This is a genomic window from Candidatus Eisenbacteria bacterium (genome assembly GCA_016867495.1).
Classification (GTDB): domain Bacteria; phylum Eisenbacteria; class RBG-16-71-46; order CAIMUX01; family VGJL01; genus VGJL01.
This window is the reverse complement of the sequence record VGJL01000007.1, coordinates 18,241-40,781: the sequence shown is the minus strand read 5'-3', so window position 1 is coordinate 40,781 and position 22,541 is coordinate 18,241. Positions and strand designations below refer to the sequence as shown.

General features: G+C 67.6%; 20 protein-coding genes. 11 read left to right on the top strand and 9 right to left on the bottom strand.

The features are described 5' to 3' along the window. Positions 1-30 precede the first annotated feature (30 nt). Positions 31-375 (top strand): translation initiation factor IF-1, encoded by a 345-nt coding sequence (infA, locus tag FJY88_02405; protein ID MBM3286190.1) that lies wholly within the window; start codon positions 31-33, stop codon positions 373-375. Here infA and FJY88_02400 read toward each other — a convergent pair. Continuing rightward, positions 368-718, bottom strand: a complete 351-nt coding sequence (locus FJY88_02400) for a carboxymuconolactone decarboxylase family protein (protein MBM3286189.1) — start codon at positions 716-718, stop codon at positions 368-370. The two genes, infA and FJY88_02400, sit on opposite strands and share 8 nt — an antisense overlap. A 522-nt stretch (positions 719-1,240) precedes the next feature. Here FJY88_02400 and FJY88_02395 point away from each other — a divergent pair. Together FJY88_02395 and FJY88_02390 are read left to right on the top strand one after the other, a co-directional pair. Beyond that, complete coding sequence (locus FJY88_02395; protein MBM3286188.1) at positions 1,241-2,458, top strand: AmpG family muropeptide MFS transporter; 1,218 nt, start codon at positions 1,241-1,243, stop codon at positions 2,456-2,458. 48 nt (positions 2,459-2,506) lie between these two features. Then, on the top strand, positions 2,507-4,093 hold the full coding sequence (locus tag FJY88_02390; protein ID MBM3286187.1) for a hypothetical protein: 1,587 nt from the start codon (positions 2,507-2,509) through the stop codon (positions 4,091-4,093). A gap of 63 nt (positions 4,094-4,156) precedes the next feature. On the opposite strand, the gene FJY88_02385 is transcribed toward FJY88_02390, so the two are convergent. The 3 genes from FJY88_02385 to FJY88_02375 all read right to left on the bottom strand — a co-directional run bounded on the left by FJY88_02385 (position 4,157) and on the right by FJY88_02375 (position 8,450). Beyond that, complete coding sequence (locus FJY88_02385) at positions 4,157-4,507, bottom strand: hypothetical protein (GenBank protein ID MBM3286186.1); 351 nt, start codon at positions 4,505-4,507, stop codon at positions 4,157-4,159. 74 nt (positions 4,508-4,581) lie between these two features. Further along, positions 4,582-6,408, bottom strand: coding sequence for an ABC transporter ATP-binding protein (locus FJY88_02380; GenBank protein ID MBM3286185.1), 1,827 nt, complete (start codon positions 6,406-6,408; stop codon positions 4,582-4,584). Continuing rightward, positions 6,405-8,450, bottom strand: coding sequence for an ABC transporter ATP-binding protein (locus FJY88_02375; protein MBM3286184.1), 2,046 nt, complete (start codon positions 8,448-8,450; stop codon positions 6,405-6,407). The genes FJY88_02380 and FJY88_02375 overlap by 4 nt, the downstream gene beginning before the upstream one ends. Between FJY88_02375 and FJY88_02370 the strand changes: the two genes are divergently transcribed. The 3 genes from FJY88_02370 (at position 8,347) to FJY88_02360 (ending at position 11,065) form a co-directional block, all read left to right on the top strand. Continuing rightward, a complete protein-coding gene (locus FJY88_02370) occupies positions 8,347-8,841 on the top strand; it encodes a hypothetical protein (GenBank protein ID MBM3286183.1) in 495 nt (164 codons plus the stop codon). The two genes, FJY88_02375 and FJY88_02370, sit on opposite strands and share 104 nt — an antisense overlap. A 94-nt stretch (positions 8,842-8,935) precedes the next feature. Continuing rightward, the gene (locus tag FJY88_02365; protein ID MBM3286182.1) at positions 8,936-9,409 is read left to right on the top strand and encodes a hypothetical protein; all 474 of its coding nucleotides are present in this window, start codon (positions 8,936-8,938) and stop codon (positions 9,407-9,409) included. A gap of 147 nt (positions 9,410-9,556) precedes the next feature. After that, complete coding sequence (locus FJY88_02360) at positions 9,557-11,065, top strand: bifunctional metallophosphatase/5'-nucleotidase (protein ID MBM3286181.1); 1,509 nt, start codon at positions 9,557-9,559, stop codon at positions 11,063-11,065. Between the two features lie 9 nt (positions 11,066-11,074). Here the strand turns inward: FJY88_02360 and FJY88_02355 are convergent, their stop codons facing one another. Continuing rightward, positions 11,075-12,244 (bottom strand): thermonuclease family protein, encoded by a 1,170-nt coding sequence (locus FJY88_02355; GenBank protein ID MBM3286180.1) that lies wholly within the window; start codon positions 12,242-12,244, stop codon positions 11,075-11,077. 148 nt (positions 12,245-12,392) lie between these two features. Here FJY88_02355 and FJY88_02350 point away from each other — a divergent pair, with 148 nt between their 5' ends. Genes FJY88_02350 through pnp form a run of 3 tightly spaced genes read left to right on the top strand, consistent with a single transcriptional unit; the run spans position 12,393 to position 16,437 of the window. After that, complete coding sequence (locus tag FJY88_02350) at positions 12,393-13,769, top strand: hypothetical protein (GenBank protein ID MBM3286179.1); 1,377 nt, start codon at positions 12,393-12,395, stop codon at positions 13,767-13,769. A gap of 21 nt (positions 13,770-13,790) precedes the next feature. Beyond that, the gene (locus FJY88_02345; GenBank protein ID MBM3286178.1) at positions 13,791-14,297 is read left to right on the top strand and encodes a DinB family protein; all 507 of its coding nucleotides are present in this window, start codon (positions 13,791-13,793) and stop codon (positions 14,295-14,297) included. A gap of 28 nt (positions 14,298-14,325) precedes the next feature. After that, positions 14,326-16,437 (top strand): polyribonucleotide nucleotidyltransferase, encoded by a 2,112-nt coding sequence (pnp, locus tag FJY88_02340; GenBank protein ID MBM3286177.1) that lies wholly within the window; start codon positions 14,326-14,328, stop codon positions 16,435-16,437. Between the two features lie 14 nt (positions 16,438-16,451). On the opposite strand, the gene FJY88_02335 is transcribed toward pnp, so the two are convergent. Further along, positions 16,452-17,123 carry a DUF2058 domain-containing protein gene (locus tag FJY88_02335; protein ID MBM3286176.1) on the bottom strand — a complete coding sequence of 224 codons (672 nt, stop codon included), beginning with the start codon at positions 17,121-17,123 and terminating at the stop codon, positions 16,452-16,454. Positions 17,124-17,571: 448 nt separating this feature from the next. After that, complete coding sequence (locus FJY88_02330; GenBank protein MBM3286175.1) at positions 17,572-17,874, bottom strand: YtxH domain-containing protein; 303 nt, start codon at positions 17,872-17,874, stop codon at positions 17,572-17,574. A 304-nt stretch (positions 17,875-18,178) separates the two neighbouring features. Here FJY88_02330 and FJY88_02325 point away from each other — a divergent pair, with 304 nt between their 5' ends. Next, positions 18,179-19,069 (top strand): hypothetical protein, encoded by an 891-nt coding sequence (locus FJY88_02325; protein MBM3286174.1) that lies wholly within the window; start codon positions 18,179-18,181, stop codon positions 19,067-19,069. 62 nt (positions 19,070-19,131) lie between these two features. Here FJY88_02325 and FJY88_02320 read toward each other — a convergent pair whose 3' ends face one another. Then, a complete protein-coding gene (locus FJY88_02320) occupies positions 19,132-19,431 on the bottom strand; it encodes a hypothetical protein (protein MBM3286173.1) in 300 nt (99 codons plus the stop codon). A 30-nt stretch (positions 19,432-19,461) separates the two neighbouring features. Between FJY88_02320 and FJY88_02315 the strand changes: the two genes are divergently transcribed. Further along, positions 19,462-21,660 (top strand): capsule assembly Wzi family protein, encoded by a 2,199-nt coding sequence (locus tag FJY88_02315; GenBank protein ID MBM3286172.1) that lies wholly within the window; start codon positions 19,462-19,464, stop codon positions 21,658-21,660. Positions 21,661-21,713: 53 nt separating this feature from the next. Here the strand turns inward: FJY88_02315 and FJY88_02310 are convergent, their stop codons facing one another. Next, positions 21,714-22,322 (bottom strand): hypothetical protein, encoded by a 609-nt coding sequence (locus FJY88_02310; GenBank protein ID MBM3286171.1) that lies wholly within the window; start codon positions 22,320-22,322, stop codon positions 21,714-21,716. Positions 22,323-22,541 lie beyond the last annotated feature (219 nt).

Below are 22,541 nucleotides of genomic sequence, written 5' to 3'. Positions count from 1 at the left end.
GGCGCCGGCCTTCCGCCCACTGTCCGTAGCATGCGGGATGGATCGTCCTCCCGCGCGATTCCCGCGTATACCGAAGGAGATTGTTTGAGGAAGAAGAGGGTTTTCTATCCGAAGAAGTCGAGCCGGCCCGCGAGGCAGGACCCGGAGCCGGGACCGCCGACCAAAGAAAACGCCATCGTCATGGAGGGAATGGTCCTAGAAACCCTCCCGAACACCCAGTTCCGCGTCGAGGTCACGGGCGGGCACATTGTCCTGGCCCACATCTCGGGGAAGATGCGCAAGCACTTCATCAGGATCCTCGTCGGGGACAAGGTTCTGGTCGAGCTCTCCCCCTACGACGTGAGCCGGGGACGGATCACCTACCGCTTCAAGTAGCCCGCTTCTCGATCGTTTCCTCCACCCAGCCCAGCCCCGCCATCATCGGAGGGAAGCCGATGGTCGGCGCCGCGAGAATCGCGACTTGCCTCAGGGCCTCCGGCTCTATTCCTGCCGCCAGCGCCTTGCGGGAGTGCGCGTGAGCCGCGCCCTCCAGTCGGGCGCCGATCGAGATCGCCAGCTTCACGAGGGCGACCTCACGCCCCGTGAGCGGACCGGCCCTCCTCACGGCCTCCCCGAGAGCCTCGTAGGCCGCCGAGACCTCGGGGTGCGCGTCCTGGAACTTGCGAAACGCCTTGGGGGCCTCCGGGAGCCTCCCCTTCGGATCTGTCGCGCCGGACATCGGGACCTCCTTTTCGGGCGCCTGGACCGGCTTCGCCCTGCGCGAGCCGACGGCCGCCCAGCCGAAAGATGCTAGCGCGAAGATCCTGAACGGGCTATGGTTCGCTGCGGGGGGAATCTCGGGTAGGCGAAGCGGTCACTCCGCTTGCGGCCCCTGATCTCCCTTCTCAAGGCGGCCCACGACTCGAAGTCGCCAGACCAAAGTCGCCATTCGGATCGCCTGTCAAGGAACCCGCCAACTCCCGCCACATCGTCCAGCGCGGGAGTTGCCGCGGGTGCAATCCGGTATCTGCGCGGCCTCCCGAAGGGGGGATCAGGCAAGTGCTCCCATGGATTCCGAGAAAACCAGGGGACTCCACTGGAACGAAGCCATTCCGCGCCCCCCCCTCTTTGACTCCGACGCAGTCTAGGAGCGCGCATCAGGGCTGGTCAACTGAAATGTCGTATAGTCGCTTGAGTTGGCGGTAAGGGACAACACTCTCCGGAGCGTGGCTGTGGCTACCCATTCCTCGCCGGACACTTGATGAACGCGCCGCGGAAGGGCACCGGGGGCGCTTTGGGCTGGGTCGCGATCCTCTATCTCGCGCAGGGCCTGCCCTTCGGGGTATTCACCGAGTGCGTCCCCGTCTACCTGAGGGTTCACGGGGCGGGCCTGCAGGAGATCGGGCTCCTCACTCTTCTCGGCCTTCCGTGGACCCTCAAGGTTCTCTGGGCTCCTCTGGTCGATCGATTCGGAAAGCCTCAGGCCTGGATCTCGACCGCTCTCGCGGCCATGGCGATCGCGCTCCTTCTTCTCGGTGGAGTGGACGCCGGCCGCCCGACGCAATACCTGATCCCGCTCCTCGCGCTCTTCACGCTCGCCTCAGCGACTCAGGACATCGCCATCGACGCCTACACCATCGGACTCCTCAAGCCGCGACAGGTGGGGACGGCAAACGGCATCCGGGTCACTTCCTATAGGATCGCCCTGATTCTGGGAGGAGGGGGCATCGTCGCGCTCGCGGAGACGCGGCCGTGGTCGAGCCTCTTCGCGCTGACGGCCGCTCTGCTCGCGCTCATCGCGGGCGCGGTCCTGCTCTCGACCCCGATCGCGCGCGATGAGCGGGAGAGGCGACGCATCTTCCCTCCGCTGCTCGCCTGGGTTCGGAGGCCCGCCACGGGGTGGGTCTTCCTCTTCATCCTTGTCTACAAGCTCGGCGACGCCGCGATGGCGCCGATGGTGAAGCCGTTCTGGGTCGATCGCGGAATGAGCCTCCTCGAGATCGGGATGATCTCGACGACGCTCGGTGTCGGAGCGACGATCGCGGGGGCGCTCCTCGGCGGCTGGTTCACATCGAGGCGAGGGATCCTGGCGGGGCTCATCATACTCGGTCTCGCTCAGGCGGCGTCGAATCTCGTCTACGCGGGCGTGGCGGCGACCTCCTCGGCCGCAGCGGCGATCTACGCGGCCTCTCTCGTCGAGTCGTTCACGGCGGGCCTGGGCACGGCGGCCTTCCTGGCGTTCCTCATGTCGATCTGTCAGAAGGAGCATGCGGCCACCCAGTACGCGCTCCTGACGGCCCTCTTCGGCCTCGGGCGATCGATAGCGGGAGCGGCGAGCGGCTGGGGCGTCGAGCGGCTCGGATACGCCCCCTACTTCGCCTTCACGTTCCTGCTCGCGCTGCCGGCCTTCGCGTTGCTCCCCGCGGTCGCCCGGTACCTGCGGGCGTCGTCCGACGGCCGTGCTATCGTGGAGAGCTGAACCGCGGTCGACCGGCCGCGAGGCGGCAGGCGGACAGGAGGGAGACTCTTGACCGAGATCCCGGGCGATCGGCTGGGCCCCGCCCGAAGGCAGGACTGGCTCACCTTCGTTGCCGCGGGCGGAATCGCCGTGCTGCTCGGATCCGTCCTGGCCGATCTGCTCCGCTTTGGACCCGTCGACGACGGCTTCATCTCTCTCCGCTACGCGAGGAACTGGGCCGGGGGGATGGGGCTCGTCTTCAATCCCGGCGAGCGGGTCGAAGGGTACACGAACTTCCTTCTCGTCCTCCTGGAGGCGGCGGCGATCCGCCTGGGCATCGATCCGCTGACCGCCATGAAGGGAGTCGGTTGGGCCGCCCTGGGAGCGCTCGCGGGGACGATCGCCTTCTGGGCGGGGCGCCTTCTCTATCCTACGCGGCCCGTCCTCGCCGCCCTCGCCGGGCTCCTCGTCACTCTGAACCCGGCCGTCCTGGGCTGGACCCTCTCGGGCATGGAGACGCCCATCTACGCGCTCCTGCTCTTCCTCCTGGCGACGAGCGTTCTCGGAGCGGGGGGCGGCGCGAACCCGCTTCTGGTCGCTGGCCTGCTCGCCCTAGCGGCCATGACTCGCCCCGAGGGAGTCGTCCTGCTCCCTGCTCTCCTCTTCCTGCATGTGGCGGGAGGCGGCACGCGGCGAGGGGCGGGGCGACTCGCAGTCTCGTTCGCCATCGCCTACGGGGTCTACTTCCTGCTGCGCGCGCTCCACTTCGAATCGCTCTTCCCCAACACGTTCTACGCCAAGCTGGACTACGGCAACCAGCATCTGGCGCTGCGGGGCCTGCGCTACGTCGGGTCGTTCGCGATCGCGGCCCCGCTCCTCGCCCTGAGCGCGGCGGCGCCCATCTTCCTGAGAGGGCGTCTCGCGTGGGTGCGGGGATTCCTGCTGCTCGCGGGGATCCACATCCTGACCGTCGTCTACGAGGGAGGCGATCACTTCGCGCTGTTTCGCTTCATGGTTCCGATCCTCCCCCTGCTATCCCTCCTCGCGCTTCACTTCTGGAGCAGGCTCGCTCGCGCAAACCGGCTGCCTCCGGTCGCCCGTGAGGCGATCGGCGCGATCGGCCCCGCGGTCCTCCTCGCGTCCTGTTTCACTCTGGCCGGCGTGGAGTACAAGGAGTATCAAGTCTCCCATCTCGAGCGGTTCAGGCGGGAGGCGAGCTATGCGCAGAGCTGGTCGACGATGGGCAAGCATCTGAGGGATCGGGCGCCGGAGGGGGCCTCCCTGAGCACGGCCGCGATCGGAGCGATCGGCTACTACTCCGATCTGCGGGTCATCGATCCCCATGGCCTGGTCAATCGGGAGATCGGACGGCGCGAGAAGACGCTGGGGCTCGGGTATCCGGGGCATGAGAAGTTCGATGTCGACTACATCCTCTCCGAGCGTCCCTCCTACCTTCTTCTGCTGAATCTCCCGCTGCCCGCCGCGGTGCCGGAGGAGACCGCCGCTCGCATGGTCTGGGGGGAGTTCAACAAGGCGATCGTCCGCGATCCACGACTCAGGTCGGACTACCGCTACGAGCAGGTCCGGCTCGGAGGCCCATGCTGGGGCATCCACGTCCGCAAGGACCTGCCTCCGCTGGGGGACCGAGCGCGATGAGCGCGCCGACCTCCCGCGACGGGGACGGGGTGGCGGGCTCGCGTCCATCCGCGAGACGCGGCGTCAAGGAGCGGCGTCGCGCACGAAGTGGGGGAGAGTCTCGGGAATGACGAAGGAGATCTCCACCAGACCGGCGACCTCGCCGCCCCGGTACCAGGGGGCCTGGTGGATGAGCTTGCGGACCTTCCCCCTCTCGATCGTATAGGTGTTCGTTCCCCCCGCGGCCAGCAGCGCGCGCAGCTTGCTCCGCGCCCGCTCCGGGTGGCAATCGAGCAGGTTCCTCCCGACGAGCCCCCGGCCGCCGTCGGCCTCGAATGTCGCGACCGATCCTTCGTTCATCGCCACGATGATCCCGTCGCGATCGCACACGGTGATCGCCGCCGGGAACTCCGCGGCCCAAGCGCATGATTCCACTCGGCCCTCCCTTGTCGGACTCGGACTCGGATGGGGCGGGGCGCGCTGATCGCCCCGCCCGCGCCCGAAGCGCACTACGCGTCCACCGGGGCGACCTCCAGATGGCTCTTCCGCTCCTCCGTCTGGAGGAAGTCCCGGTAGATGTCGCACCGGGCGGCCAGCTCCTCGTGCGTGCCCTGATCGACGATCCTCCCGCGGTCGAGGACGAGGACCGCGTCCGCTCGCTTGATGGTGGCCAGCCTGTGCGAGACGATGAAGCTCGTGGCGTCGGGGAAGAGCGCGTCGAGTCCCGTCCAGAAGAGGTCCTCGTTCCTCGCGTCGAGAGAGGCGGTGCAGTCGTCCAGCAGGAGCACGTCGGGCCGCCCCGCCAGGGCGCGCGCGATCGCGATCCTCTGCTTCTGTCCGCCTGAGACGAGCGTCCCGCGCTGGCCGAGCTGGGTCCGGATCCCCTCCTTCATCTGCTCCAGATCGGGCCCCATCTGCGCCACTTCCAGACAGCGCAGGGTCCACTCCGGATCGCAGGCGCGGCCGAAGGAGACATTCTCGTCGATCGTCTCCGAGAAGAGCGCCGACTCCTGAGGGACGTAGCCGATCCTCTGGCGCAGGGAGCTCCAGTCCCATTCCTCGAACGGCCGTCCGTTCACGGAGTATGTCCCGCTCTGCGCCGGCAGCAGGCCGGCGAGCAGCCGCAGCAAGGTCGACTTGCCGCTCGCGACCGGCCCCACGATGGCGATCCTCCGGCCACGCGCCGCGCGGAACGTGATTTCGCGCAGCGCGGCGGGGAGATCGTCTCGGAAGCGGAACCCCACACCCTCCAGGGCGATCTCCTGGATCGGTCCGGGCGGGTCGCCGGAGCAGTCATGCCGGACGACGACCGGATGTCTCAGGACTTCCTCCTCGCGATCGATCGAGACGAATGCCTGGCGCGCGCTGACGAAGAGGTTCGGGATGTCCATCATCGGGAAGATCAACATGTCCAGGTAGACATAGAGAGCGTACAGCGTGCCCACCGAGAGCCTCCCCTCGATGACGGCGAGCCCGCCCAGCGAGAGAACGACGACCTGGCCCAGGCGGCTGGCGATGTTGTCCATCTCGTGAACGAGGACGACGAGCTTGGCGAGCTTCAGTTGCATGGCGATCCGCTCGCGCAGGATGGACGCGAGTCGATTCTGCTGACCCGTCTGGGCGTTGAAAGCCTTCACGATCCGGATGCCGGAGAAGGCCGCCTCGATCGTGTTGTTTGTGCGGGAGACCGCCTCCTGCTGCTTCCTGTAGGTGTTTCCCAGCTCCTGGCGGGCCAGATAGAAGACATAGAGCATGAAGGGGACGGGGATCATCGACAGAAGGGCCAGCTTCGTGTCGAGGAAGAGCATGGCCCCCACGCAGAAGAGGAACTTCGACGCTGAGTCGACGAAGCGGAAGACGCCGGAGCAGCCGAACCAGGCGATGCGCGGATACTCGGCGATGTCGTCGGTGAGGCGGGTGACGAGGTCGCCCGTCCTGAACCTGCCCAGAAACGTGTAGTCCTTCGAGAGGATCGAGCCGAACACCCGCTCGCGCACGTCCTTCTCGAGCTTCAGGTTCATCCAGGCCCGAAAGGCCGGATAGAAGCCGGCGATCGTACGGCCCACGGCGATCAGGACGAGGATGCCGAGGAGGCGATGGAGCGTCGTCTTCTCGGGATAGGCCGTCTCGAGCGCCCCATAGACCCCGTCGATCACCTTGCGGAAGACGAGCGGATAGGCGATGACGACCGCGCTCGACACCAGCGTGAAGAAGAGCAGGAAGGCCAGGAACCGCCGGTGGGGCTTCCAGAAGGCGGCGAGCCAAGCGATGTGCTCCCTGGTCGTCAGGCGGACGGCGCCCTCGGCCGAGGGGCGCGGCGGCGCGCCGCCGGTCATGCCGCCGCCCCGCTCTTGAATTGCAGATCGAAGAGATCCCGGTAGATCCCGTCCCGGGCGTACAGCTCCTCGTGCGTCCCCTCCTCGATCAGACGCCCGTGGTGCAGGACCAGGATCCTGTCTGCGGAGATGATCGTGGCCAGGCGATGCGCGATGACGAGCGACGTCCGCCCGGCGAGCAGGCGATCGACCGACCTCTGGAGCCTGCGCTCCGTCCCCGGATCGATCGAGGATGTCGCCTCGTCCAGGACCAGCAGGTCGGGGTCGCGCACGACCGCCCGCGCGAAGCTCAGGAGCTGGCGCTCGCCCATCGAGAGGTTGCCTCCCCCCTCGGCGAGCGGCTCGTCGTATCCCTTCGGAAGGCGGGCGATCACCTCCTCCGCCCCGACGACCCGCACGGCCCTCTCGAGGTCTTCGCGCGGGATCTCCTCCGCGAGCGCCTGGAGATTCTCGGCCACGGTTCCCGGGAAGAGATGGATCTCCTGAAGCACGAGCCCGATCCGAGCCCGCCAGGCCTTCTGCGCGAAGGAACGGATGTCGACGCCGTCGAGCGTGACGCTCCCCGAAGTGGGCTCGTAGTAGCGAAGCAGGAGGTTCGTGATCGTCGTCTTCCCGCCCCCCGAGAGGCCCACGACTGCGATCTTCTCGCCGCGCCGCACGCGGAAGGAGACGCGATCGAGGGCCTTGGCGCCCCCGTCGTACTCGAACGAGACATCCTCGAAAGCCACTTCCCGCCAGTCCTCCGGGATCCGCTCCAGGGCGTCGGGCCGATCGGGCGTCCGCGACGGGGTGTCGAGGACGCCGAAGACCCGGTCGGCGGACGCGAAGGAGCGCTGGATGAAGTTCACCTGCTCGGAGAACATCGCCAGGGGCCAGAAGGCGCGCCGCGTGTACTCGATGAAGAGAACCAGCGTTCCCACCGTCATCGTCGCGCCGATGAGCCGTCCCGACCCGAGGTAGAGGATCACGATGACCGCGACCACCTCGAGCCCCGTCAGGAATCCCCAGAAGCCGTACTCGAAGATCGAGGCGTTCCGCTCGGCCACGAGTTTGTCCTTGTTGAGGGCCGAGAGGCGCTCGGCCGCCCTGCGCTCGTATCCGAAGACCTGGAGGACGGGGATTCCTTGGAGGTACTCCGACACGAAGGCCGAGATCCGCGCGTAGAACCCGCGGACCCGACGGTAGAGGCCGCGCATCCAGCGGAAGAAGATGATCGTGCCGGCCACGACCGGCGCCGCCAGGACGAGAATCGAGACCGTGATGCGCCAGTTCGCGGCGAACATGATCCCCAGGATCCCGAGCATCAGGATGAGCGTCCGCAGCAGCGAAAGGGCCACCTCCGAGAAGAGGCCCTGAAGCCTCTCGGTGTCCGACTCGACCCTCGCGAGAAGCTTTCCCGAGGGGTTCTTGTCGAAGTAGGCGAGGGAGAGCCCGAGCAGGTGATGGAAGACGCTCTGCTTCAGCGAGGTGACGATCGCCAGGCCCATCTTCGTGAGGATGACGACCTGGAAGTAGCTGGCGGCGGTCGCCGCGGCGAAGAGGCAGGCATAGAGCGTGGCGCTCTGCAGGATGCCCGATCTCGATTGCGCCGCGATGTTCTGGTCGATGAGCCGGCGGAGGACGAGGGGTCCCGCCAGCTCCGCGCCCACGGAGATCAGAAGCAGGAACGTGCCGAGCAGAAGCGGGCCGATCTGCGGCCGAAAGAGCGGGACGATCCGACCGAGCATCTCGCGGAACGGAAGGTGCCGGACATAGCGGATGTCCTCGGGCAGCTCCTCATCCTCGAACCACCACATAAGTCCGCCAAGGCTACTCCCTCCGGCCCGCGGGAGCAATCTCCGGGCTTCACCCCCGGGCTTCACCCCGGCGCCGAGGGACTCCTTGATGCGAGGACGTCGAAGGGCTATCCTCTTGCCGGGGGAAAGGAGGGACCGTGCCATGATGCGCGGCCGAATCGCCCTTCTACCGCTGGTCGCTCTTCTGCTGCTCGCACCCCTTGCGCCCGCCCCGGCGCTGGCGCAGTGGTGCACGGGAGAGGCCATCCAGGCCTCCTCGAGGGCCGACACGATCTATGTCCACCACATCCAGGCGCCGAAGAACTGCTGCTCCATCCTTGTCATCGATCTCGAGACGGAAGGGTTCATCGCCAACTTCTACGAGACCGAGTTCGAGCCGTTCTGCACCTGCACCTGCTGCTTCAACCTGCGCTACTACGGGGCGGGGTTCGCGCCCGGCCACTACATCGTCAGGGTCTGGGACGGATTCGGGAACCTCATCGGCGAGACCGAGGTGGATGTCCTCGGATCCGGGACGCAGCCCTTCGCCGGCGGAGTGGACAAAGGCGAGTGCCTCGAACCGGGTGTCGTCGACGATCCCCCCGGATCCGAGCGGCGCCTGACGAGCTGGGGGAAGCTCAGGACCCTCTACTGGTAGGGCTCTGGGGCGTTGTGAGGAAAGACCGCCGGGGATAGAGGCGTCGGGGATCCAGTGGCCGGATCGGCCGGCGTCCGCGAAGTAGGTGTCTCACATGAGAGCGTCCCGCGGGGTTCTCGTCATCATGTTCTTGTGCTCCTTCGTGTCGCCCGCCGCCTGCGCCGGGGGGCACTGCGGAGACGATGTCATCCTGGCCGCGTCCAGGGGAGACACGGTTTCCGTGCAGCATCTGAACGCGGAGATGAACTGCTGCCTGGACCTGACTGTCGACCTCCGGATCGATGGGCAGATCCTCGACTTCAGCGAAGGCGATGTCGGCCCCCACTGTGATTGCGTCTGCTGCTTCAACATAGGTTATGCGGCAGCGGGCATTCCTCCTGGCCGCTACCTCGTCCGTGTCTGGCGCGGGGCTGGCTTGTGCGGGCAGGTGGAGGTGGATGTGGAAGGCCCCGGGTCTGCGCCCGCAGTTGTCGGGATCGACCAGGGGGAATGCCGTCTGCCGACGGCGATCATCGCCCCGTCGGTGGTGAGGCAATCGTGGGGCGCGCTTCGCTCGCTCCACAGGTAAGGGCGTTGCCCGACTGAGTCGCCGCCGCTATCTTCCCATTTACGCGCCCAGTCTCCGCCGCGCCGATCGGTCGCCGCGGCGGAGGTCCGCGCCCGTAGGGCGCGCCGTGCGCTCCCCTGGTCCAGGGTCGACACAAGGAGGTCAACCGTGAAGTCGTTCGCTCCATTCCTGGCGGCTGCGGCCGTCGCCTTCCTGTCTCCGTCCACTTCCGTTCTGGCGGAGACGGCGGCGCTCACCATCCTCCACACCAACGACACGCACGGCCATCTGCTCCCATTCAGCTATCCGACTCTCTCGGCGGGAGACGAAGACCCTGATGTGCGGAGCGACATCGGCGGCATCGCGCGCCGGGCGACCCTGGCGAGGGAGATCCGGGAGGATCTCCGGAAAAGAGGGACGGAAGTCTGGCTGGTGGACGCCGGCGACATCTGTGACGGGACTCCCTTCTCGACCGAATACCGCGGCGAGGCGGATGTGGCTGCGATGAGCGCGGCGGGATACGACTACGCGGTGCTCGGCAACCACGAGTTCAACAACACCCTCGCCCGGCTGAAGAAGCTCATTCAGGCCGCCGAATACACCGTTCTCTGCGCCAATGCCACGGAAAGGAGCACGGGCAGGCCGCTCGCCGAGCCGTATGTGATCGAGAAGGTCGGACCGGTCCGCGTCGCTCTCATCGGGCTCGTGACGCGAGAGGCCGCCGGCTACCCCGCGGCCAAGGAGGGAATCGAGGTCATAGACGAGATCGAAGCCGCCAGGAAGTTGGTGGAGGACGCCAGGAGGAGGGCCGACATCGTTGTCGTCCTCTCTCACATCGGCCGGGAGCAGGACGAGCGGCTCGCTTCCGAGGTGCCCGGGGTCGACGTGATCGTTGGCGCGCACTCGCACTCGAGGCTTCCTTCGGGGGAAGTCGTCTGGCGGTCCGAGGACCTCATCGCCGATGACCAGAACGGGACCGTGATCGTCCAGGCGCATCAGTGGGGAGGAGAGCTGGGGCGGCTCGATCTTCTCTTCTCCAAGGGGCAGGGAGGAACTTGGCGGGTGGACCGCTACAGGGCGCGGCTGATCCCCGTGACGGCCGACATCCGGCCCGACTCCGTGGTCGAGGCCGTCGTGCGCAAGTACTGGGATCCGATCGCCGCCCGCTACGGGGAGGTGATCGGCCGCGCGAGCGCCGATTTCTGCGGACGGGGAGACGATCGCGCCGAGTACAACCTGGTCGCCGACGCCGTTCGCGAGACCTTCGGGACGCAGTTCGAGCTCGAGAACCTGGGAGGCGTGCGGTCCCCCTTGATCAAGGGGGAGATCACCCTGGCCGACCTGGTCACTCTCGAGCCCTTCGGCAACACGGTCGTGACCTTCCAGATCGCGGGGCGCGACCTGAAGAGGCTCCTGCTCCGTCACGCCCCCGCGGTCTCCGGAATCCGGTATCGGATCGAGTACGGGGAGCTGGTCGAGGCGACGGTGGCGGGCGAGCCGATCGCGGAGGACGCCATCTACACGGGAGCGACGAACTCCTACTTCGCCGGCTTCGCCCTCAAGGAGGTGCCGGTCGCCGACACCGGAAGGTCGAGGCTCCAGGTCCTGACGGACTACATCCGCAGCAAGCAGGTCGTCCGCCCGGCCTATGATGGCAGGAGGGTCGTGATCGGCTAGTTCCGCGGGCTAGTCGCTCTCCTTCTTCGGCAGAAGGCCGCGGTCGCGCATCCAGCGCGCAACTTCCCGCATCCTCTTGCGGAACTCGCCGGGGCTCTCGAAGGGGAGCGGCCCCGCTTCCCTCGATGCCGCGAGGCAGGCCTCCGCTTCCGCGGGCAGGCCGTTGTCGCCATATCTGCTGACCGACTCCTCCGCCAACCCGGCCCCGAGAATCATGGCCGAGTAGTTCCGGCCGTTGAGGAACAGATAGCCGAGCGTCCTGCCGTAGGTGTCCTTCGTCGACGCGCGGACCATCTCCACCTTCGTCGCCGTCGCGAAGGCGCCCCGCGCGAAACCGAGGGCTTCCCGCCCGAATGACTGATCAAACGGCAGATCGTGGGCGATGTGCTGCGTCTCGGGCGTGTCGATCCCCAGGATCCGCACGATCTCGCGATCGCCGTCCGGCCAATCGATCGTCACCGTGTCGCCGTCATCAACCTCGATCCGGTCGGCGGGAACCTCGATCCGAGTCCCGTGCGGTCTGGGTTGCGCGCGACCTTGCGCCTCTGCCTGCGGCCACCCCCCGAGAGTCGAGAGGAGCAGCGCAATCAACGCCGTCATCCCTGCCTTCATCATGCGTCCGGCGCCCCTCCTTCCCCCTCGATGGCGAGGAGAAACAGCTCGCGTTCCGCTCTCTCGTGCTGATCCAGAAGGGCGAAGAACTCGCTCGCGGTCACGCAGAGCGGGGGGCCCTCCACAGCCGTGGCGCACGAGACGGCACAATCGAGGAGACCTTCGATGCAACCGAGGATCTCCGCGTGCTGATCGATGAGGAGCCGGAGGCGGAGCGTGGCGTTTGGCAGAGCCTCCGCGATCTCCTCGTGGAGCCTCCCGGCCTCCTCCTGCTTGAAGTGGTCGACGAGGAGGTCCCTCATCTGCCTCAACTCGGCACGAATGTCGACGATCCAGGATTCGAACCCGCACGGCACCGACTGGGCGAAACGACGGGCGAGCCTGCATTGCAGATCGAGAAGCCGGTGGTGCTCCTCGAGCGCGGCGATCAGCTCGGGCTTCGACGCTCGCTCTTGCATGGCGACCCCCTGTGGCCTGGCCTCGCGCGACACCGTGAGGCCAGGACGCCTCCGCCGACTTTCTTCGCCCCGCCATCTTCTCATTCGCGGCGCGGGGCAGATGCACCATGCGAGTGTCTCAGATGAGCGCGGGACGGTCCAGCCCCGAGGGGCGGGCGATCGCGCCGGTCTGGGGACGGGAGCGAAGGCGGTTCTCAGGCGCCATCGAAAGGAGTACGATCCCCGGTACGGGGCCGCCTTCCAGCACGGAGGAACCCATGGATGCCAGATCCCCTGCGCTTCGCCGCGTTTCCATCCTTCCGCGTCTCGCGGCCATCCTGCCCGTCTTCCTTGCCCTTGCCGTGGTCGCCGGCTGCGGCGATGAGACCCCAACCAGGATCGAGGAGATTCTCCCCGATGTCGACGGCGCGATCGTCCCCGAGGCGGCAGAGGAAGGAGAGATGTTCGAGGTCGAGATCTGGGGAAGCGCTCCCGATCGGTCCTGGCGTTTCTCCGGCTTCGATGTTCTCCGAGAGGGGCGCCTGATCACAGTTACCCCCGTCGGGGCGCGCGCCGGAGAGCCGGCAGGCGAAAGAGGCTTCAGAGGCATCGCGACGGTCACCGCGCCGGCGGCGGGGGAGTGCGTCGTCCGGATCCGCGGAGGCTCGGGCGAGATCGAGTACCCCATTCGGATCCATCCGCGCAGAGCGATCGTCGGGCGTGTCGATGTCGTGCCGCGAGTCGCCATCGAGGGAACGACGCGCACCATCCGACTTCGCCTGCTGAACAGAGCCGATAGACCCGAGACCCTCCGGTTCCGCACGTCGCAGACGTTCGATGCCCTGGTGAAGGGACCGATGATCCTCGGCCCGGACTCGCTTCCCGGAGGTGCGGGGAGGGACTCCGGTGGTTGCGACGGGGATCCGCAGGGAATGGGGAACGGCCATGGCCGCGGAGGCGGCGGCGGAGGGCGTGGACGGGGCGGCGACCATCCCGGCGGCGGACACCCGGGCGATCCGCTCTCGCTCGTCTGGAACTGGGCCTATGGAAGACCCTTCAACGACGTGCCGACGGAACTGATCCTCGGCCCCAGAGACAGCCTCTCCTTCGAGGTCGAATGGCCTGGAGTTCACAACGACGGCGGCGTCGCGGAGGAGGGACGCTATGAGGCGACCGCGATCGTTCCGGCGCATCGGCCGGTGCCGGTGAGGCCGCGGCGGATCGGCGTCGCCCCGGAGTCCCCGCCGCCTGATTCATCTCTCGCCGTTCGCCTCACATTGGAGCCGACCGTCGCGCCGCCGGGCTCTCCTCGAACGCTCCGGCTCATCGTGGCCAATCGCTCGGCGGTTCCGGTCATCCTGACTTTCCCATCCACCCAGACGTACGACTTCGCGATCGACGATCCCAGGATGATGCGTCCCCTGCCGCTCTGGCGGTGGTCCTCCGGCAAGGGATTCGCGACCGTCCTCACGGAAGTCACGATTCCCGCGCGAGGACGGATTGTGTGGGAAGAGTCGTGGGACGGCCGCGCAGATGGAGGAGAGATCGTTGGTCCGGGACGCTACCAGGCGCGCGGGAGCCTCCCGCTTCCCGGTCCGCCGCAAGGGCCGGGACCGATCGTCACAGCCCCGGTGGTGTTTGGGGTCGCGGAGTAGTCGCCTCGGAAGGAAGGGGACATGAAGAGAACGCGGAAGGCGACCATCGGGATGGTTTGCCCTGCGCTGGTGCGCGAGCGCGCCCTGCTGGCGGCGACGCTCGACTCTTTTCGTGACGACGAGATGGACTACCGCCCGCCGGCGCCCGAGGGATCTCATCTCCTGAGTGTCAGAGAGATCCTGATGCACATCGTCGATGCTGACAAGAAGTTCGTCGAGGGCGCGGTTGGCGAGACGGCCTACCCGCGGCCGGAGCTGATCTGCGACGAGTCGGTCTCGCGCCTGGCGGCCGTGACCGAGGGTGATCGGGACAGCGTGGGGATTCGCATCGCCCTGGAACGAAGCTGGAAGGGTGTAGCGTCGATTCTCGACTGGCCCGCGGAAGCCCTCCAGGGCAAGCCGTCGCCGGGGGATCAGAACTCCCTCATGACCCTTCTGACCTTCACCTTCATGCACCACGCGCAGCACCGCGGCCAGCTCTGGACCTACCTCGAACTCCTCGGCCGCGTTCCGCCGCGCGATTGGTGAGAGTCGCTTCGCGCCGGCGCATCGCGGGATGGAGGGGATCGTGGGTCGGGTCGAAGCGCGCGTTCTGGACCGAACGTTCGCGATCGAGTGGGGGAAGCTCGCTCCCCAGGCGGCAGGAGCCGTCCTCGTTCGCGAGAACGAGACCGTGGTCATGGTCGCCGCGGTCGCAGCCCCGGAGCCGCGGGAGGGGACGGACTTCTTTCCCCTGACGGTCGAGTACCGGGAGCGCTTCTCGGCCGCCGGGAAGTTCCCCGGCGGGTACAGGAAGCGCGAGGGGGGAGCCACCACCGCGGAGACCTTGACGAGCCGGCTGATCGACCGGTCGATCCGCCCCCTCTTCCCGGAGTGGTTCCGCTGCGAGACGCAGATTCTGGCGACGGTCCTCACCATCGACCCGGATGGAGATCCGGCGATCCTCGGAATCCTGGGCGCGGCCGCCGCGCTGCATCTGTCGGACATCCCCTGGGACGGTCCCATCGCCGCTTTGCGGATCGGCCGCTCCCCCGAGGGGGGGGTCCTTCCGAATCCGAGATCGATCGAGCGCGAGGAGTCGGATCTCGATCTGATCGCGACCTTCCATCGCGATGGTCTCGTGATGCTCGAGGCCGGCGCGACCGAGCTTCCGGAAGACGAGCTGGCGAGGGCAGTGGAGATCGCGGCGACGCGGGCGCAGCCGCTCCTGCAGGCCATCGACTCGCTTCGAGGCGAGGGGAAGCAGAAGCGCAGGCCGGAGCGGGAGGAGCGCGAGGCGTCGCCGGCCGAGATGGTCGCCGAGCAGGCGGAGGCCCAGGTGTCCGCCGCCGCGGCGACGGCGGAGAAGCAGGCGCGGCGCGAGCTGCTGCAAAGCGCGCGCGAGTCGATCCTCGCGTCGCTCGCCGAGCGGTTCGACGGCTCGGCAGGCGCGCTCAGCGATGCCTTCGACGATCTCGTGCAGAGGGTCTTTCGCAAGGCGATCCTCGATGGCGGAGTCCGCGCGGACGGCCGGGCGCCCGCGGAGATCCGGCCGATCGCCTCGGAGGTCGGGCTGCTTCCCAGAGTCCACGGCTCGGCTCTCTTCACCCGCGGGGAGACGCAGGCTCTGGTCGTTTGCACTCTCGGAACGGGACAGGACGAGCAGGAGGTCGAGGGACTGCAGGGCGTGACGAGGGAGGCGTTTCAGCTCTACTACCGCTTCCCGTCCTATTCCGTCGGGGAGGTCCGCCCTCTGCGGGCTCCCGGCCGGCGCGAGATCGGCCACGGAGCGCTCGCCAGGCGCGCCCTCGAGGCCGTGCTGCCGGATCCCGCGCGCTTCCCCTACACGATCAAGCTCGAGTCGGAGATCACTTCCTCGAACGGCTCCTCGAGCATGGCGAGCGTCTGCGGGGGCTGCCTCGCCCTGATGGACGCCGGCGTTCCCATCCGGCGCCCCGTGGCCGGGATCGCGATGGGTCTCATGCGCGAAGGGGAGCGGCTCGTCATCCTGTCCGACATCCTGGGGGAGGAGGACCACCTCGGAGACATGGACTTCAAGGTCGCGGGGAGCGATGTCGGGATCACCGCGGTCCAGCTCGACAACAAGCTCGGGGCGCTCCCGCTCCGCGTCCTCTGCGGAGCCCTGGAGCAGGCGCGGGAGGGACGGCTACGGATCCTGCGCGAGATGGGCAGGACGCTCTCGAAGCCACGGTCGGACCTCTCGCCGCGCGCGCCCCGGGTGCGCCTCGTGAAGATCGGGACGCATCGGATCCGCGATCTGATCGGTCCCGGCGGACGCGTCATCCAGGCCCTCCAGTCCGACACCGGATCCCGTCTGGATGTCGCCGACGACGGTACGGTCCGGATCTACGCGAGGGACGCGGCCTCGCTGGATGCGGCCCTCGCGCGCGTGCGCGATCTGACCGGCGAGCCGGAGGTCGGCTGCATCTACAGGGGAACCGTGACCGGAGTGAAGGAGTTCGGCGTCTTCGTGCGGCTCTTCGAGGGGATCGAGGGGCTGGTTCACGTGACGGAGCTCGCTCCGGGAGAGGTGCGCGACGTCGCGAGGCTGGCGAGCGTGGGGGATGAGATGGTCGTGAAGGTCCTAGGCGTGGACGGGCAGGGGAAGATCAGGCTCTCGCGCAAGCAGGCCATGAACGCCCCCGCGAGCGAGATCGCCAACACGTAGCGCTCCCGGCCGTACTACTCCCCGGCGGCGGGAGCCGATCTGTCTGAGCCGCGGTTCCAGAAGCAGACGATCCCGGGCTCGAGTCCGGCCAGATCCTCCGCCGCCCGGTCGGCGACGACGCAGAAGTCCCCGCGCACATGCCCCCGCGTGGCGACGATCGCGGCCGATCCGCTCGCGAGCCGGCGCAGGGCGACTTCCGTCAGATCGAGGAAGCTGATCTTCCCGGCCGGAGTCACGAAGAAGAACCTGCGCGCCCCGGCCGTCGCCTCCCGCAGCCATCCGCCGCGGATCAGCTGCGCGACTCTCTGGCGGCCGGCCTCCTCGCGCTCTCGGCTGCGGCGCTCCTCCCCCCGCGCGCGGTCGGCCTGTCTCTGCGCCGCGACCTCTTCGCGCTGCCTCCGCTCGCGCTCCTCGCGCTCGGCCTGCAGCCCGGCGTGTCCGACCTCGCTCGCATGGAGTCGATCCTGGTGCTTCGCTTGCTTGACCTGTTTGCCGGAGACGAGGCCCGCTTTGCGGAGCTGCTCACGGAGATCCGACATCCGGTCCTTCCCCATGAGGCTCCTCGCGCCCGCGACGCGGCGCGATGAGATACCCGACGGCGCGACGGACGCCGTAAGCGACGGCGAGGATGTTGCGGGCCGGCTCAAGGATGACCCGGTCGAACTGATCGCCGATCTCGGCGACATGCTCCCGCGCGCGGTCCAGGGCCTGGTCGACTTCGGCGACCTGCCGTTCGGCCGCGGCGGAGGCCTTCCCGACCACGCGGGCGATCTCCTGCCCCTGCTCCGTCGCGATGGCCGTCAGCTCGTCGGTGGTCGCGCGGACGGCCGCGAGGGTCGACTGGATCTCGGTCGTCGAGAACTCGACCGCCCGCCGGATGGCGCGGATGCCGACCGCCAAGTCATCCAGCTCGGGCTCGAGAGTCGACAGGAGCTTCTCCGTTCGCTCGGCGAGTCGCGCGACGACCCGATAGAGGAAGAAGAGGACGACGACCTGAAGAGCCGCGGCGATGATGATCGCAGAGGCGAGAACGATCTCGAAGGCCGACATGGGAACCTCCTGCTCGGCCGGCTCCCGCCCGGAGAACCCTGCCGATGGCCACCGCTGGCCTCAAAGGCCCGGTGGAGACAGGCTCTAGGAATCGCCCCTCTGGCGCTCCTCACGGTAGGCCTGCTTGCCGGCCTCGATGGCGGCGGCGATTTTGCCCTTCTCCTTTTCCGCCGTCTCCCGGACGCGCCCCAATCCTTCCGAGACCTTGTCGCCGACGCTATGCGCGAGCTCCTCCCCCTTGTGGTAGGTCTTGCGCGTCACGCCGGCGATGTCCCGCCGGAGCTCCCGGCCGGACTTGGGAGCGAACAACAGGGCTAGCGTCGCTCCAATTCCAGCTCCTATAAGCAGATAGGCCAGCTTGTCGCCGCTCGAACTTCTGTCGGACATGATCCTAGAACCTCCCTGGAGTGAGTCGATTCCATCCCTGCAAAGGAGGCTAGACTCGGGGCCGCCAAGGGTCAAGTTTCCTAAAGAAGGCGCTCTCCCGCACCGATAAGCCCATTGACAGAAGGGGGAAACGTGGTATTATATTCCGTAGCCAAGCCAAGACCTGCAACGCGGCTCGGGATTGCACGTCCCTTTCTCGGGTCGGAAGAGCAGGTCCGTGGGATCACGGCGGGTTCCGGGCGCGGCTCGTTGAGTCCATGGACTTTCTAGTTGTTCAATACTTACCCCGCGTAGGGAGGAGCCAATGCGTAAGGTCTTTGCTATTGCGGCTGTGGGTCTCCTAGCCCTGACCCTTCCCGCGTTTGCAGACGTCGCGACATTCGATGTGAACGACGGTATCCCCGCTGGCGGTACCGGTGGGCGCTTCGATTGCGCTGGCGACATCACTGTCTACTGGGACACGGGAATGTACGACGAGTACACCCCCCCCAGCTCCACCGCGTACAGCGGCGGCTGCTTCGTGAACGCCATCAATGCCGGGGATTTCCCCGCTGACGGCCGCCGGGGCGCCGACGACTGGATCTGCTACGAGGAGCGTCCGATCACGGCCATCAAGCTGTGGGCGCGCTACAACCTCTCCGGTTGGGCATACCGCCACAATGTCGGCGGCCTCCATGGCTTCTGCGTGAAGTTCTATGAGGCGGTCGACATGGGCGGGATGTATCCTTGGTGTCCGGATGGTACGATCGCCGGCGAGGGCGCCATCGGAACGATCGTTTACAACGAGTACGTTCCCACGGGCCAGTTCACCACGGTCGATATCACCACTGGTATGGCTCGGCATGAGGGCGCGTGCATCTACCTGCACCCGGCGTTCTTCCCGGTCCTCGACAAGTGGTACTGGACAAGCGTCACGGCCGACTTCGACTTCGATCTCTATGACGATCCGGGCACGCCTGCGGTAGACACCGGCGTAACCCAGTGGTTCCACCGGATGTATCCGGGCCTCGGGATCAGTGTGTGCGAGGCCAGTTGGTGGGACACCTGGAACGATCCGGCCACGAACTGGACCGGTGTCTCGATCATCGTGCCCGGCTGGGCGACTTGGGATTCGGCGTGGGTCATCTACTGGGGTGAGCCGCCGATCGCGACCGAGTCGACCACTTGGGGCAAGATCAAGGCGAACTACAGGTAAGCCGAACCGCTCAGTCTGGTCATGCCTGAGATCCGGGGCCTCGCGCCCCGGATCTCTTAATTTCAGCCCCGCGAGGCGTCGCGGAGAGTCGAGGCGCGGAGACTGTCCGGGCGCAGGGACGGCTCGAGCCCCTCGAGGATCTGGCGCATCTTCCAGGCCGTCGTCTTCATCTGCGGCGGGCTGGGGAAGCGGATCCGGTCCTCCTTGAAGCTGAAGAGCCCCGACCGCCCCTTCCATGCGCGGTTGTAACCGACCGCCATCCCCCAGAGCTCGCCCGCGTGGCGGAAGAGGACGAGGCCCGTGATGCGCGTGTCGTCGAGGCGCCCGCCGAGGAGCGAGTCGAGCCAGCCATCCACGTCCACGAGGACTTCTCCCTCGAGGATGCCGAAGAGATGGACGTCGGAGAGGTGGAGATCGACCGGACCCGAGGGATCGTCGTGGCGCAGGACGATCCCGCCCAGATCCCACTCCCGCAGCTCGACGCGCCGCGACGCGCGGAAGCTGCCGGGCGCGTACCCGAGGATCCGGTACGGAACGGGGATGCGCAGCGGCTTGCGAAAGGAGAGATCGATCCGGTTGGTCCGCGCTTCCTCCTCCGGGAGTCGGCTCAGGGTCGCCAGACGATCGTAGGGGAGAACGCTTGGATTCCCGGAGCGCCCGATGGCCCCCGCGAGCGTCTCGGAATCGATCGTCCCATGGAGGCGCATATCGATCATGCCTATCAGGTAGGCGAAGACGGGATCGCGCACTCCCGGCGCCGGAGGGACTGCCTCCGGCGGGACCTGCCTGCCGGCGGCGCTCTGCAGGAGCGTCGTGGCGAGCAGGACCCATGGCAGCGCGGCAACCATGGGGCGATTCTTGCGGGCGAACGCGGGCGGAGCAAGGAGGATCGAGCGGTCGTGGGCGAGATTCCCCTTCCAAACGGGGCGCATCGGACCGAGACTGCCGTCGTGATGGCGTTGGCCTCTCGAAGAAGCGCCTTATCGGCAGGTTTCCTTGCGGCTCTGTTCGGCCTGCTCGCCGCCGGAGCGCGGGGCGATCGCCTCGCCCCCGAGATCCTGAACGCCGGCGACGCGGCTTGGGAAGATCTCTACCTGCTCGAGCTCTCCGGCGCTATGCCGGCGGGGATCTCCTCCATGCGGCCGATCCCCCGGGGAGAAGCCGCGCGATGGATCGCCGGCGCCTCGCGCGCCGGACCGGTCGCTTCCGCCGCCTCTGAGATTCCTTTCGCTCGTCTCGACCGGCGGTTCTCGAGGGAGCTGCGAAGGCTTGGAGAGAGGCCTCGGCACAGGGAGACTCCACCCGCGATCCTGCTCGCGGAGCGGCCGCATCCTCAGAACAGCCTCGCCCTCGATGGAGCCTCCAGCGAGTTGAGGTTGGGAGGCGCCTTTTCTCTGCACGGCAGGAGCAGGGACGGCCTGCAGACAATCGGCGACTCGACGCGCGCCGGAATCTACGGCGTCTTCCTGCTTGGACGGACGGTCGCCCTGCAGGGGGAGATCTTTGTCGGCAAGATCCGCGAGGGACGCTCCTTCGGCGACCCGCTCGTCGCGGGAACGGACATCCTGTACTTCCTCGATGAAGCGAGCGCAGCGGTCGCGGCGGACGGATTCTGGGCGCGTCTCGCCCGAGGCAGACACCGCTGGGGGCCCGGCTGGGGCTCCGCTCTCCTCCTCGACGGCGCGTCGGCCCCGATCAACTTCCTGGAGTACGATCTCTCGCTCCCGGCGGGAATCCGTTTTCGATCCTTCTCCGGCAGCCTCAATGTTGCCGAGGAGCGCGGGATCGCCGCCCACAGACTGGAGGTTCCCCTCGGCCCCGACCTGCGCGTCGCGATCTTCGAGGGGGTCCGCTTCTATGGAGGCTTCGATCACCCTCTCTACCTGCTCGGTCTGCTTCCCTATACGCTCGTCCAGAGGCTCGACTGGCAGGACTCGGCGGTCGATTCGCTCAGGATGCGCCAGCGCAACAATGTCCTCGCCGGCGCCGACGTCTGCTGGAGGCCGGCCGCGCGGAGCCTGGCCTATGCGGAGCTTCTCGTCGACGACTTGCCGGCCGCGAGCGGCAAGGCGCCCGCCCGCGTCGGATTTCGGATCGGCGTCGCCTTCATGCCGTCCGTCGGAGGCGCGCCCATCGATGTCGGCCTCGAGGCCGCGAAGATCTCGCGGTATGCCTACGGCGTCTACTACGGACACGATGGGGATCTCGGCTGGATCCACCAAGGCAGAGGAATCGGCGAACGGGACGGGCCCGATCAGGAAGCGATTCGCCTTCGCTTGGGGCGTTACGCGGGGAGAGACCTGAGAATCGAGATCGGGCTCCTCTACGCCAACCGGGGCGCCGGAGATCTGGGAGAGGCCTGGTCGGAGAGCCTGGCGGCAGTGACGAGTCCGACGAGGCGGGCGCTCACGGTCAGCGGGCCTGTCGAGCGGGAGCGGGGAGCGTCGCTCCGGTGGAGTTGGGATCCTCGCGACAACGTGAGCGTGAGCTTGCTCACGCGGGGAAGCCTCGTGCGCCATCCGGGGAACCGCCCCGGCGGAGGGCGCGCCAAGACGATCGGCTTCTCGCTCCTCGCCTCCATCAGACTCTAGCTCCCCCGCCTCCGGGGGACCTGGCGGCGCGCCTCCACAGCCGGCGCGGAGCTTCACTTCTCCGGGGCCGGAGCCTCCTTGGTCGCCTGCATCGGAAAGAAGCGCAGGCCGCGGAGGACTCCCTCGATCTCCGGCCGTCGGGCCTTCCACTCCTCTGCGGACGCGCACTGATAGCGGAAGGTGATCGCGCCGCTCGCGGAGGGAAGAAGAGCGAGGCCGCGCTCGGTCCCGTCCTCGGTCGGCTCGAAGGCGCAGTTGGTGACGAGGCGGCCGTCGGCCGTGGGTATGCTCGCGCTCTCGCGCAGGACATATCCTTGCTCGGCTCCTTGCAGCAGGACCCGCTTGAGCAGCTTCTCGAAGTCCTCGGCGAGGTATCGCTGGCACCGATCGACGATCAGCCATACCGGGATCTCATCGCCGAGCTTCGGGCCGCTTGGATGCAGGAACGCGAAGACGACATAGTCCTCGGCGAGGCGGGTGTTGATCTCCCATCCCGGGGGGATCGTGATCTGCACCGCGCCGTCGGCGGTCGGGATGGTGTTGACGGTGCGTGTTGCGAGCGATCCCGCGGGTCCTCCCGTCTCCTCGGCGAGGGCGAGCGGGACAATGAGAGTCGAGGCGGCCAGAAACAACGCAGAGATTCGATGGATACTGTGGTTCACGTTCCCCTCCTAGACCGGTTTGGCGGCCACTGAGAAGCGAGCAGTCGCGCCGCGGGGCCCTGCAGGCCCAGACGGCTCCCTCCGCCCCGCCCGCCCTCTTGGGCGGCCGCGCCTCCCCTTCGGGAATCCAGTAGGAGATCTTAGCAGCCGGGAGGCGGGGCGGGAAGAGGCGAAGCCGCGCGGCGGGCTTCGCCCGCGATCTGTCCAGGGGCGATGGCG

What these genes read in the sequence shown, in the direction of transcription:
- infA (MBM3286190.1), top strand. Translation starts at nt 31, where the DNA reads ATGCGGGATGGATCGTCCTCCCGCGCGATTCCCGCGTATACCGAAGGA.
- FJY88_02400 (MBM3286189.1), bottom strand. Translation starts at nt 718, where the DNA reads ATGTCCGGCGCGACAGATCCGAAGGGGAGGCTCCCGGAGGCCCCCAAG.
- FJY88_02395 (MBM3286188.1), top strand. Translation starts at nt 1,241, where the DNA reads ATGAACGCGCCGCGGAAGGGCACCGGGGGCGCTTTGGGCTGGGTCGCG.
- FJY88_02380 (MBM3286185.1), bottom strand. Translation starts at nt 6,408, where the DNA reads ATGACCGGCGGCGCGCCGCCGCGCCCCTCGGCCGAGGGCGCCGTCCGC.
- FJY88_02370 (MBM3286183.1), top strand. Translation starts at nt 8,347, where the DNA reads ATGATGCGCGGCCGAATCGCCCTTCTACCGCTGGTCGCTCTTCTGCTG.
- FJY88_02375 (MBM3286184.1), bottom strand. Translation starts at nt 8,450, where the DNA reads ATGGCCTCTCCCGTGCACCACTGCGCCAGCGCCGGGGCGGGCGCAAGG.
- FJY88_02365 (MBM3286182.1), top strand. Translation starts at nt 8,936, where the DNA reads ATGAGAGCGTCCCGCGGGGTTCTCGTCATCATGTTCTTGTGCTCCTTC.
- FJY88_02355 (MBM3286180.1), bottom strand. Translation starts at nt 12,244, where the DNA reads ATGGTGCATCTGCCCCGCGCCGCGAATGAGAAGATGGCGGGGCGAAGA.
- FJY88_02350 (MBM3286179.1), top strand. Translation starts at nt 12,393, where the DNA reads ATGGATGCCAGATCCCCTGCGCTTCGCCGCGTTTCCATCCTTCCGCGT.
- FJY88_02345 (MBM3286178.1), top strand. Translation starts at nt 13,791, where the DNA reads ATGAAGAGAACGCGGAAGGCGACCATCGGGATGGTTTGCCCTGCGCTG.
- pnp (MBM3286177.1), top strand. Translation starts at nt 14,326, where the DNA reads ATGGAGGGGATCGTGGGTCGGGTCGAAGCGCGCGTTCTGGACCGAACG.
- FJY88_02335 (MBM3286176.1), bottom strand. Translation starts at nt 17,123, where the DNA reads ATGTCGCCGAGATCGGCGATCAGTTCGACCGGGTCATCCTTGAGCCGG.
- FJY88_02330 (MBM3286175.1), bottom strand. Translation starts at nt 17,874, where the DNA reads ATGTCCGACAGAAGTTCGAGCGGCGACAAGCTGGCCTATCTGCTTATA.
- FJY88_02325 (MBM3286174.1), top strand. Translation starts at nt 18,179, where the DNA reads ATGCGTAAGGTCTTTGCTATTGCGGCTGTGGGTCTCCTAGCCCTGACC.
- FJY88_02315 (MBM3286172.1), top strand. Translation starts at nt 19,462, where the DNA reads ATGGACGTCGGAGAGGTGGAGATCGACCGGACCCGAGGGATCGTCGTG.